General features: G+C 65.6%; 11 protein-coding genes. 10 read left to right on the forward strand and 1 reads right to left on the reverse strand.

Translation table 11 applies throughout. The features are described 5' to 3' along the window. Nucleotides 1-15: 15 nt before the first annotated feature. Nucleotides 16-807 (reverse strand): cytochrome C assembly family protein, encoded by a 792-nt coding sequence (locus Q376_RS0105015; protein ID WP_043446301.1) that lies wholly within the window; start codon nt 805-807, stop codon nt 16-18. A gap of 254 nt (nt 808-1,061) precedes the next feature. On the opposite strand from Q376_RS0105015, the gene ffh reads away from it, so the two are divergent. The 10 genes from ffh (at nt 1,062) to Q376_RS0105065 (ending at nt 11,405) form a co-directional block, all read left to right on the forward strand. After that, nucleotides 1,062-2,483, forward strand: a complete 1,422-nt coding sequence (gene ffh, locus Q376_RS0105020; protein ID WP_027349390.1) for a signal recognition particle protein — start codon at nt 1,062-1,064, stop codon at nt 2,481-2,483. Between the two features lie 228 nt (nt 2,484-2,711). Then, a complete protein-coding gene (gene rpsP, locus Q376_RS0105025; RefSeq protein WP_027349391.1) occupies nt 2,712-2,963 on the forward strand; it encodes a 30S ribosomal protein S16 in 252 nt (83 codons plus the stop codon). A 155-nt stretch (nt 2,964-3,118) separates the two neighbouring features. Then, nucleotides 3,119-3,610 (forward strand): ribosome maturation factor RimM, encoded by a 492-nt coding sequence (gene rimM, locus Q376_RS0105030; RefSeq protein ID WP_052364964.1) that lies wholly within the window; start codon nt 3,119-3,121, stop codon nt 3,608-3,610. Between the two features lie 41 nt (nt 3,611-3,651). After that, nucleotides 3,652-4,428 (forward strand): tRNA (guanosine(37)-N1)-methyltransferase TrmD, encoded by a 777-nt coding sequence (trmD, locus tag Q376_RS0105035; protein ID WP_027349393.1) that lies wholly within the window; start codon nt 3,652-3,654, stop codon nt 4,426-4,428. 89 nt (nt 4,429-4,517) lie between these two features. Next, entirely contained in the window at nt 4,518-4,874 is a 357-nt protein-coding gene (gene rplS / locus Q376_RS0105040) for a 50S ribosomal protein L19 (protein WP_027349394.1), read from the forward strand. A 125-nt stretch (nt 4,875-4,999) separates the two neighbouring features. Continuing rightward, nucleotides 5,000-5,899: a site-specific tyrosine recombinase XerD gene (gene xerD / locus Q376_RS0105045; RefSeq protein ID WP_027349395.1), complete on the forward strand. Its 900-nt coding sequence runs from the start codon at nt 5,000-5,002 to the stop codon at nt 5,897-5,899. Nucleotides 5,900-5,931: 32 nt separating this feature from the next. Continuing rightward, nucleotides 5,932-6,693, forward strand: coding sequence for a DsbC family protein (locus tag Q376_RS21470; protein ID WP_081803401.1), 762 nt, complete (start codon nt 5,932-5,934; stop codon nt 6,691-6,693). A gap of 120 nt (nt 6,694-6,813) precedes the next feature. Then, complete coding sequence (locus tag Q376_RS0105055; protein WP_027349396.1) at nt 6,814-8,127, forward strand: homoserine dehydrogenase; 1,314 nt, start codon at nt 6,814-6,816, stop codon at nt 8,125-8,127. Nucleotides 8,128-8,205: 78 nt separating this feature from the next. Continuing rightward, on the forward strand, nt 8,206-9,594 hold the full coding sequence (thrC, locus tag Q376_RS0105060; RefSeq protein ID WP_027349397.1) for a threonine synthase: 1,389 nt from the start codon (nt 8,206-8,208) through the stop codon (nt 9,592-9,594). After that, entirely contained in the window at nt 9,594-11,405 is a 1,812-nt protein-coding gene (locus Q376_RS0105065; protein WP_027349398.1) for a single-stranded-DNA-specific exonuclease RecJ, read from the forward strand. The genes thrC and Q376_RS0105065 overlap by 1 nt, the downstream gene beginning before the upstream one ends. Nucleotides 11,406-11,792 lie beyond the last annotated feature (387 nt).

Below are 11,792 nucleotides of genomic sequence, written 5' to 3' on the forward strand. Positions count from 1 at the left end.
GCAGTCGCTGCCAGCTCAGCGCGTGGCGAGCAGCAGCCGGCTGCCGAAGTAGGCGAGTACCAGTACCACTGCGCCGACCAGCGTCCAGCGCACCGCGCGACGTCCACGCCAGCCGTGGAAACGGCGGCACCAGAGCAGCACGCCGAAGATCACCCACGCCATCAGTGAGAGCAGGGTCTTCGGGGTCAGGTGCTGGGCGGACAGGTCGTGGACGAACAGCGCGCCGCTAGCGATCGAGATCGTCAGCAGCACCATCCCAAGGGTGATGAGTTCGAACAGCATGCGCTCCATCCGGGTCAGCGCAGGCAGCGCCTGGACGATGCCGCGCAGCCGCCTGGTCTTCAGCGCATGGTCCTGAAGGGCGATCAGCAGTGCCTGGACCGCGGCGATCGAGAGCAGCGCGAAGGCGAGCGTCGAGCTTGCGATGTGGACCAGCACTCCAGGGGGGAAGTAGGCGTAGGTCAGCGTTCCGGGGAGGCCGACCATGGCGATCAGGCTGAACGCGGCGAATGGCAGCAGCGCCGCGCCTGGCGCCAGAGTCGGGGAGAACAGGCTGGCGCCCAGCAGCAGCACGGCGATGACCCAGCAGATCAGCGACAGGGTCTCGATCATGCCAAGGTTGAGCCCGCCATCGCGATAGAGCACGAAATAGAGCACCAGCGCATGCAGCACGACGGCGAGCAGGCCGGTCGTGCGCACAAGGCCAGGGCGCGGTGAGCAGGCTCGGGCGAGTGCCGCGGTCTGCCAGAGGCCGGCAAACAGATAGAGAAAAGCGGCGAGCAGGGCGTAGGGCAGTGCGGCGTGCATCCAGATATGGCGTCCACGCGCCTTTGGCGCGTCATCAGTGACCTTCAAGGGTTGTGTCACTATAACCATTCGCAAGTGCTCGGGCGAGGCGGCGGATGGAGCGCTGCCGCCGGAGACGATATAATCCTGCACTTGTCGTCGTGATCGGCCAGCACTGGATCGCTGCCAAGCATCGCTGCCGGGCATCGCTACCGGGTCACGACCGAGATTTCCGCTCGACGGCCCGCGTTCGCCGTCAGCCCTTGGAGGCGCCCATGTTCGAAAGTTTGTCCGATCGTCTGTCGCGGACGCTGCGCACGATCACAGGCCAGGCCAGGCTCACCGAAGAGAACGTCCAGGAGACGTTGCGTGAAGTGCGCCGTGCGCTGCTCGAAGCCGATGTCGCGCTGCCGGTGGTCAAAGCCTTCGTCGAGCGGGTGCGCGAGCGCGCGGTCGGCCAGGAGGTGTCCAAGAGCCTTTCGCCGGGCCAGCAGTTCGTCAAGATCGTCCAGCAGGAGCTCGAGGCGGTCATGGGCGAGGGCAGCGCGCCGCTGGATCTCAAGCACCCGCCTTCGGTGATCCTGATGGCGGGTCTCCAGGGCGCGGGAAAGACCACTTCGGTGGCCAAGCTCGCCCGCTTCCTGCGCGAGCGCGAGAAGAAGAAAGTGCTGGTGGTCTCGGCGGACGTCTATCGTCCGGCGGCGATCGACCAGCTCGCGCGCCTCGCCGAAGAGGTCGAGGTGGAGTTCTTCCCGTCCACCATCGAGCAGCGCCCTGTAGCGATCGCCGAAGCGGCGATTCGCCATGCCAAGATCCATTTCCACGATGTGGTGCTGGTCGACACCGCCGGTCGTCTGCATGTGGACGCCGAGATGATGGACGAGATCAAGGCGCTGCACGCGGCGATCAAACCCGCCGAAACGCTCTTCGTGGTCGACGCGATGACCGGGCAGGACGCCGCCAATACCGCCAAGGCGTTTCACGAGGCGCTGCCGCTCACCGGTGTGATCCTGACCAAGGCCGATGGCGATGCGCGCGGCGGGGCCGCGCTGTCGGTGCGTCATCTCACCGGCAAGCCGATCAAGTTCATCGGCATGGGCGAGAAGACCGATGCCCTCGAGCCTTTCCACCCTGACCGTATCGCCTCGCGCATTCTCGGCATGGGTGATGTCCTCAGCCTGATCGAGGAGGCCGAGCGCACCGTCGACAAGGGCAAGGCCGCCAAGCTGACCAAGAAGCTCAAGAAGGGAGAGGGCTTCGATCTCGAGGATTTCCGCGACCAGCTCCAGCAGCTCAAGAACATGGGGGGTATGGGTAGCCTGCTCGAGAAGCTGCCCGGCATGGGGCAGATGGCCGAGCTTGCGCAGAGCCGCAACGCGGAGAAGGAGTTCGGCAAGCTCGAGGCGATGATCAATTCGATGACGCCGTTCGAACGGCGTAAACCCGACCTGATCAACGGTTCGCGCAAACGTCGCATCTGCGCGGGTTCCGGGACCCAGATCCCGGAGCTCAACCGGCTGCTCAAGCAGCACAAGCAGATGCAGAAGATGATGAAGAAAATGGGTAAGAAGGGCGGCATGCAGAAGATGATGCGCGGCATGAGCAGCATGTTCGGCGGGGGCGGTGGGCCGGGCGGCCTGGGTGGCCCCGGTGGGATGGGGGGCATGGGCGGAATGGGCGGTTTCCCTCGCCGCTGATACCTTTGACGCTGGTGCGTGTTTGCAGGGGTTGAAAATTCCCGTAGAATGTCGCGTCTTCGAAGTGGGCTGCCCTTAGGCAGGTGGCTCACCTGCCGTGAGTGCCGCACTGCGATCTTCACAGTCGAGCATCGGTAGCTTTGGGGCGATGGACCGGCGCGAGCGATCGGTCATTGGCCAGAGCCTAATCAAGCACTTCAGTTCGAGCATCACTAGAGAGACTTATCGATGGTAACCATTCGTCTGGCACGTGGCGGCGCCAAGAAGCGTCCTTTCTATCACCTCACCGTCACCGACTCCCGCGTCGCTCGTGATGGTCGTTTCATCGAGCGCCTGGGTTTCTTCAACCCGATCGCGCGCGGTGGCGAAGAGCGCCTGCGCGTCGATCTCGATCGCCTGGCCTATTGGCAGTCGCAGGGTGCGCAGGTCTCCGACCGCGTCGCTCAGCTGATCAAAGAAGCGCGTAAGACCGCAGCCTGAACGGCACCCATGCCCACCTCGGTGGGCTTGAGACCCTCGCGTCTGGCGGAAGCCAGCGTGAAGGCAGTGCCCTGGGACTCCGTCCCGACTTCATCGAGCGAATAGTGAGCGATAACGTGACCCCCGCCGAAAATGCCTCGCCCGAGCGTGTGGTGATGGGCAGCTTGACCAGCCCCTACGGTGTCAAGGGCTGGTTGAAGGTCTATTCGCACACGAGCCCGATGGAGGGCATCCTCGAGTACGACCGCTGGACCGTCGACAAGGGCGGTGTAGAGCGCGTCTACGAGGTGCTCCAGGGGCGTCGTCAGGGCAAGGGGTTGGTGGTTCAGTTGGCTGGTGTCGCCTCGCGCGAGGCGGCCGAGGCGCTCGGTGGTGCGACGATCAAGCTTGCGACCGACGAACTGCCCCGGCTCGCGGCGGGCGAGTACTACTGGTACCAGCTCGAAGGTCTCAAGGTAACGACCATCGACGGTGTCGAACTGGGGAGGGTGGATCACCTGCTCGAGACTGGTGCCAACGACGTACTGGTGGTCAAGGGTGGCCCCGATGGCAAGGAGCGGCTGTTGCCCTTCCTGCCTGACGAGGTGATCGAGCGGATCGATCTCGAGGCGGGAGAGATGCGCGTCGATTGGGACCCTGAGTTCTGAGCGCGACGATGCACGACTCGAGCAGTGAGGGAGGCCCGGGCCTGAGTATCGGCGTGGTGTCGCTGTTTCCCGAGATGTTCGATGCCCTGACCATGCACGGGGTCAGCGGTCGCGCGGTTCGCCAGGGGCTTTTGTCGCTCGAGTTCTGGAATCCGCGTGACTATGCCGTCGACCGGCATCGCAGCGTCGATGACCGCCCCTACGGGGGAGGGCCTGGCATGCTGATGAAGGTCGATACGCTGCGCGGTGCGATTCACGATGCGCGCGATGCGCTCACCGTGAATGGCGTCGCTCCCCGAGTGATCTACCTCTCCCCGCAGGGAAGGGTACTGGACCAGCGGGGAGTGCGTGAGCTGGCGAGCAGTGGGCGGCTGGTGCTGGTCGCCGGACGCTACGAAGGCATCGACGAGCGTGTGATCGAGGCCGATGTCGACGAGCAGTGGTCGATCGGCGACTACGTGCTGAGCGGCGGCGAGCTGCCGGCGATGGTGCTGATCGATGCGGTCTCGAGGCTGGTACCGGGTGTGCTCGGTCACGCCCGCTCGGCCGAGGAGGATTCGTTCTCCGATGGCCTGCTCGACTGCCCGCACTACACGCGGCCGGAAGAGATCGACGGCAAGCGCGTTCCCGAGGTGCTGATCAATGGGCATCATGGCGAGATTCGCCGCTGGCGCCTCAAGCAATCCCTTGGGCGGACCTGGTCGTTGCGACCGGATCTGCTCGAAACGCGGACGTTGACCGCAGAGGAGCGCACGCTTCTCGACGAGTACGTCCGTGAGTACGCCGCCCGGCAGGGCGACGGCGGTGCGCGGGACTGAACGTCCTCGCGCGTCATCCATCAGCGGTCCCCGCGCTCGGCGTCGGGATCACCGGAACCGGGCTACCGGTCCAGTATTAGGAGCAGGACATGAGCAATCGAAACAAAGTGATCCAGGCGATCGAATCCGAGCAGATGGGCAAAGAGCTGCCCGCTTTCGGCCCCGGCGACACCATCATCGTCCAGGTGAAGGTCGTCGAAGGTACCCGCGAGCGTCTGCAGGCGTTCGAAGGCGTGGTGATCGGCAAGCGTAACCGCGGCCTCAACTCCGCTTTCACCGTGCGCAAGATTTCCCACGGTGTCGGCGTCGAGCGTACCTTCCAGACCTACAGCCCGCTGGTCGCGAGCGTTGAAGTGAAGCGCCGCGGTGACGTTCGTCAGGCGAAGCTTTACTACCTTCGCGAGCTCAGCGGCAAGGCCGCGCGCATCAAGGAAAAGCTTTCCTGATAGCGCCTCGGGATACGCCCACTCGGGCGTGCCCCGGTCGAGACGAAACCCCGCGGCGCCTACCTGGCGCGCGGGGTTTCGTGCTTTTCGCAAGCTCTGTTGTTGTCCCTTGGCATCGAGGCTCCATGAACGACGGCTGCGCCAATCCCCTGATCGATGGCTTCCTCGACGCGCTCTGGCTCGAGCGCGGCGCCAGCCCGCACACCTTGGCGGCCTATCGGCGCGACCTGGGCCATTGGACGAGCCATCTCGAGCGCTTGCGGACGACGCTGCTCGCGCCGGGAGAGGGAGCCATCGAGGCGCTGTTGGGCGAGCGGCGGGCAGCGGGCTACCATCCGCGCAGCGATGCCCGGCTGCTCTCCAGCCTGCGGCGGTTTTACCGCTGGGCGATGCTCGAGGGGCTGATCGAGGCGGATCCGGTCGGTGGTGTCGGTACCCCTCCCGCCCGCCCCGGACTGCCCAAGACCCTCGATGAAATCGATGTCGATCGGCTGCTCGCTGCGCCTGACGTCGAGCAGCCCATCGGCCTGCGTGATCGCACCATGATCGAGGTGCTCTACGCCTGCGGATTGCGGGTGTCGGAGCTGGTCGGCCTGCGCCTCGACAGTCTCAACCTGCGCCAGGGCGTGGTGAGGGTGCTGGGCAAGGGCGGCAAGGAGCGGTTGGTGCCGCTTGGCGAGGAGGCGCACGACTGGCTCGAGCGCTACCTGCGCGAGGGGCGAGGGCAGTTGATGCGCGACATCACGCGTGCCCCCTTGTTTCCCGGGCGCCAAGATGGCTTCATGACCCGTCAGACGTTTTGGCACCGGATCAAGCTGCATGCGGCTTCGGCGGGAATCACCAAACCGCTTTCGCCGCATACTCTCCGCCACGCCTTCGCCACGCACCTGCTCGACCACGGCGCCCATCTCAGGGTGGTCCAGGAGCTGCTCGGACACCGTGATCTGTCGACCACGCAGATTTATACCCACGTCGCGCAGCGCAGGCTCGAAGCGCTGCATCGCCGCCACCACCCGCGCGGTTGAACGACGCGATACGTTTTTCAGGAGATCGATAGATGCCATTCACCTCGTTTGCCGCCCCGCGTCGCCTGTTCGGTCGGGCGCTGCTGGGTACGTTCGCCCTTGGCGCATCCATGGCGGCGGTCGCGGACGCGCCGCCCGATGGCCTCGAGCGCTTGACGATCAATGGTACCGAGGTCGCGGTGAGAGACGCCCGCAGTACGCCGATCGAAGGGCTCTACCGGCTGCGGCTCGAAAGCGGTGAAGTGGTGTTCTCGGATGCCCAGGGTCGCTACATGCTGGTCGGCGATCTCTACGAGAACGGCCCCAGCGGGCTGGTCAACCTGAGCCGCCAGGCCGAGAACCAGGAGCGCCGCGAGGCGCTCGCCTCGCTCGATGAAGATGACATGGTGATCTTTCGACCGGCGGGCGAGGTCAAGAGCACGCTGACGGTATTCACCGATACCACGTGCCCCTATTGTCACAAGCTTCACGCCGAGGTGCCCGAGCTCAACCAGCGCGGCATCGCGGTGCGCTATCTCGCCTTCCCCCGCGCGGGCGAGAACTCCCCCGGGGCGCGCCAGCTCGCTCAGGTCTGGTGCAGCGACAACCGCACCGAAGCGATGAGCGCCGCGGTGCGGGGAGAGGAGCTGAGCGCTTCCGGCGGCGCCTGCGTCGCTCAGATCGAACGTGATTACGAACTAGGCAAGCGCCTTGGCGTGCAGGGCACGCCGGCGGTGGTGTTTCCCGATGGCAGCATCGTCCCGGGCTACCTGCCGGTCGACCAGCTGACCCAGCTGATCGACGCGAGGTCCTGAAGCCGCCGCGGGCGGTGAGCAGGATGGGTAAGAGAATCGATGGGCGACGACTCGCCCGGTCAATCATGCAGTGAGAGAGTGATGGCAATCTTGGAATCCGCGGGCAAGGCACCAGTCAATCTGAAACCTGTACGAGTCGGCATCTGCGGTCTCGGTACCGTTGGCGGCGGCACCTTCAACGTGCTGACCCGCAACGCTGATGAGATCGCCCGTCGCGCGGGTCGCCCGATCGTGATCGAGCAGGTCGGCGCACGCCGTGACAACCCGCTGTGCGATCTGTCCTCGGCGAACGTGACCCGCGACATTTTCGAGGTCGCCCGCAATCCCGATATCGATGTGGTCGTCGAGCTGATCGGCGGCTACGAGGTTGCCCGCCAGCTGGTGCTCGAGGCGATCAGCCATGGCAAGCACGTGGTCACCGCCAACAAGGCACTGATCGCGGTGCACGGCAGCGAAATCTTCCGCGCCGCAGCGGAGCGCGGCGTGATCGTCGCCTTCGAGGCGGCGGTGGCCGGTGGCATCCCGGTGATCAAGTCGCTGCGCGAAGGGCTCGGAGCCAACCGTATCCAGTGGCTCGCAGGGATTATCAACGGTACCGGCAACTACATCCTGACCCATATGCGCGACGAAGGACGCACTTTCGAGGACGTGCTCGCCGAGGCCCAGGCGCTGGGCTACGCTGAAGCCGACCCGACCTTCGACGTCGAAGGGATCGATGCCGCCCACAAGCTGACCATTCTGGCCTCGATCGCCTTCGGCGTGCCGCTGCAGTTCGACAAGACCTATACCGAGGGCATTTCGCGAATCACCTCGGAGGACATCGAGCAGGCCGAAAACCTCGGCTACATCATCAAGCATCTCGGTATCGCTCGGCGCACCGATGGCGGGGTCGAGCTGCGCGTGCATCCGACGCTGATCCCCAAGACCCGTTTGCTGGCCAACGTCCATGGGGTCAAGAACGCGATCGAGGTGATGGGCGATGCGGTGGGGCCGACGCTCTACTATGGCGCCGGCGCCGGTGCCGAGCCGACCGCCTCCGCGGTGGTCGCCGATATTCTCGACGTTGCCCGCGATATCGCCACCGAGCACAATTATCGCACCCCGTACCTGGCCTTCATCGGCATCGATGACGACCAGGACCGGCTGCCGATCCTGCCGATGGAGCGAATCGTCAGCGCCTACTACCTGCGCCTCTCCGCAGTCGACCGGCCGGGCGTGCTGGCGCGGGTGGCGATGATCCTCGCCGAGCAGGAGATCAGCATCGAATCGCTGATCCAGAAGGAAGCGAAGAGCGGCGACCTGGCGACGATCATTATGCTGACCCACGCCGTGCGCGAGGAGAACATGAATGCAGCGATCCTGAGCCTCGAAGCGCTCGACGACATCGCGGGCCCGGTGACCCGGATCCGGGTCGAGAACCTCGACGAGCAGTGAGCCTTGGATCGGCGACGGCTAGGCCGTCGCATCCCTTGCAATGATCCGGCCCGGTCAGGGCCGCACGAGACATGAGCGATGCGCTATATCAGCACTCGCGGGAAGGCTCCCGCACTTGGTTTCGAAGACGTGGTCCTCACCGGTCTCGCCAGCGATGGCGGGCTCTACGTACCGGAAGACCTGCCTCGCTTATCGCACCAGGAGCTGGCGGAGTTCGCCGGACTCTCCTATGCCGAGATCGCCTTCCGGGTGATGCGCCCGTTCGTTGGTGGCGCGATCGACGACGACACCTTCAAGCGGCTGGTCGAAGAGAGCTATGCCAGTTTCCACCACGACGCGGTAGTACCGCTCAAGCAGCTCGACGCCAATCATTTCCTGCTCGAGCTGTTCCACGGTCCGACGCTGGCATTCAAGGACGTCGCGCTGCATCTGCTTGGCCGGCTGCTCGATCATTTCCTCGCCAAGCGGGACGAGCGGGCGGTGATCCTCGGCGCCACCTCGGGTGATACCGGGTCCGCTGCGATTGAGGGCTGCCGGCACTGCGAGCACCTGGACATCTTCATTCTCCATCCCTACCAGCGGGTTTCCGAGGTGCAGCGCCGCCAGATGACCTCGGTACTCGCCGACAACGTGTTCAACATTGCGATCGAGGGCAACTTCGACGATGCCCAGGCGATGGTCAAGGCGAGCTTCGCCGACCAGGCCTTCCTCGCGGGTACCCGGCTGGTCGCGGTCAACTCGATCAACTGGGCGCGGATCATGGCCCAGACCGTCTACTACGTCGCGGCGGCGGTGGCACTCGGTGCGCCGCACCGGGAGGTCAGCTTCACCGTGCCATCGGCCAACTTCGGCAATCTCTTCGCCGGCTACATCGCCCGCGAGATGGGACTGCCGATTCGCCAGCTGGTGATCGCTACCAATGCCAACGACATTCTCCATCGGGTGATCAGCGACAACGATTTCTCCCGGCGAGAACTGCTGGCGACGCTCGCGCCATCGATGGATATCGTGGTCTCGTCGAACTTCGAGCGCCTGCTGTTTTTCGCCTACGATCGCGATGCCGGCGCCGTCGATGCGCTGCTCGAGCGTTTCAAGCGCGAGCCCGCCTCGCTCGCCGATGCGCCGCTCGAGCGCCTGCGCGCGCTGTTTTCAAGCTACAGCGTCGACGACGCCGAGATCCTCGAGACGATTCGCGACGCCCATGCCCGCACCGGCGAGTTGCTCGATCCGCACACCGCCACCGGCTACCGCGCCGCCGAGCGCTGCAACCGTCATCCGGAGGTACCGATGGTGACCTTGGCTACCGCGCACCCGGCCAAATTCGCCGAGGCCGTGGTCAAGGCCGGCTTTACCGAAGTCCCGCTGCCCGAGACGATGAGCGACTTGCTCACTCGCGAGGAGCGCTACGAGGTGTTGCCGGCTTCGCTCGAGGCGGTGCAGGACTACATTGCCCGCGCGCGCCGCTGATGCGGCCCGCGGGCGATAGCGGGGGCGCGGCGCGGGTCGACTATGCCGCGCCACGGCTGGTGGCGCGCGAGGTCGATCGAGAAGTCGAGGCGGCGGCGCTCGCCGCTGGCCTGAGCCCACTGCAGGCGCGACTGCTCGGTGGCAGGCTCTGCTCGCCGCTGCATGCGCTCGATGCATTGATCTCACCGAGCCTGCGCCATCTCGTTCACCCCGGGCGGCTGCGCGACGGCGCGCGCGCGGCCGAACGGATCGCCCGCGCGGTGGCCGAGGGTGAGCATATCGGCATACTCACTGACTACGACGTCGATGGCATCACCTCCCACGTGGTGATCCTGCGTACCCTGGTCGAGCTGTTCGGGGTGCCGCGCTCGCGCATCCATAGCCTGATCGGCCACCGGATCAACGATGGCTACGGGATCTCGCAGCCGCTGGTGGAGCGTGCCCTCGCACTCAGGCCCAGGCCGACGCTGGTGATCAGCGCCGACTGCGGCTCATCGGACGAGCCGCGCATCGCCCGGCTCAGCGCGGCGGGGATCGACGTGGTGGTCACCGATCATCACGCCCTGCCGATCGATGGGCCGCCGCCTTCGGCCTACGCAGTGGTCAATCCGTCCAGAAGCGACTGCGATTATCCCGATGCCACCATCGCCGGCTGCATGGTCTCCTGGCTGACCATGTCGCTGGCCCGTTCGACGCTGATCGAGATGGGCGTGCTGCCCGCGTCGACGCCGAAGCTCTCGGCCTGGCTCTCCTATGTCGCACTCGGCACCGTGGCCGATTGCGTTTCTCTTGGCGACAGCGCGATCAACCGCGCGGTAGTGATCCTGGGGCTCTCGCTGATCAATCGCATGGATGAGCCTTGCTGGAGGGCGATGGCCGAACGCCTGGGCCCCGACAGCCTGCCGTTCACCGCCGAGACCCTCGGTTTCCAGATGGGGCCGAGGATCAACGCTCGCTCACGACTCGATGATCCCTATGCGGCATTGCAGTTCATGCTCGCTGAGACCGATGAGCGCGCGCGCCACCAGCTCGAACTGCTCGACCAGGACAACCAGTCGCGCAAGGTGATCGAGGCCAACATGACCGAAGAGGCGAAGCGGCTGGCTCAGGCGCCGCTCGGTCGCGGTGCCAGGGTGTTGGTGATCCATCTCGCCGATGGGCATGCCGGCGTACAGGGCATCGTCGCCTCGCGCTTGGTCCAGGCGTTCGGCCGTCCGTGCTTCGTGCTCACCCCGGCCGCCGCGCCTGGGCAGCTCTCCGGTTCGGGACGCTCGATCGAGGGGGTGCATTTGCGTGCAGCGCTGCAGCGCGCTGACGAATTGACGCCCGGTGTACTCGAGCGTTTCGGCGGGCACGCCGGTGCCGCGGGAATCGGGCTTTCGGCCTCCGGGTTCGAGGCATTTCGCGCGGCGATCGAGCAGGCCGTGGATGAGCAGCTGGGGGAGCGCGAGCTGCACCCGCTGATTCTCACCGACGGGGAGCTACCGGTGCAGGCGCTCGATCTTGGGCTGCTCGACGAGATCGAACGTCTCGCACCCTTCGGCCGCGAGTTCGAGTCGCCGCTGTTCGAAGGCCGCTTCGAGGTACTCGGCACCCGGCTGGTGGGCGCCGACGGCTGCCACTTGATGCTCGAGCTCGGCGCGGGTTCGCGCGCGCTCAAAGCGATCTGGTTTCGCGCGGTAACGCCCGGCGAGGCGGTGCCTTTCGGCGCCGGCGCCCGCGTGCGCTGCGCCTTCAGGCCATCACGCAACCGTTATCGCGGGCGCGAATCCCTGCAGCTGATGATCGAGCACGCCGAACTTCAGTACTGATGACGCGCCCTTGGTGAGCGAAACGGGCCGCCGGTGAAAACCGGCGGCCCGTTTCTCAGATTAATGACAAACCCCTTTTGACCCAGCGACGCTCTCGATCCTGGCGAGTCGAGAACAGTTTGGGTCCTAACGCGCCTCTTGCTCGCTTAGATGCGAGGGGCGGACCCCTCGCGCTCCCCCTGAAAGGGGACGCGCCGCCACGAGATCGCGAAACCCTGGCCGATCAATCGCTTGCCCTCGGGTCGGCGCGCATGGACGTCCCTGTCCGGGCGCGCCTTTTGCGACATCCATGTCGCAAACCCCGGTGCAATCGATTGCCGTCCAGCGCGCTCTCGGAGGCGGCTGGAAGCCATCGTGGCATCTTCAAATACTTTGTCAGCAGCCTGC

Origin of the sequence: Halotalea alkalilenta DSM 17697, assembly GCF_000621205.1 — a bacterium.
In the GTDB taxonomy this organism is placed as follows: Bacteria; Pseudomonadota; Gammaproteobacteria; order Pseudomonadales; family Halomonadaceae; genus Halotalea; species Halotalea alkalilenta.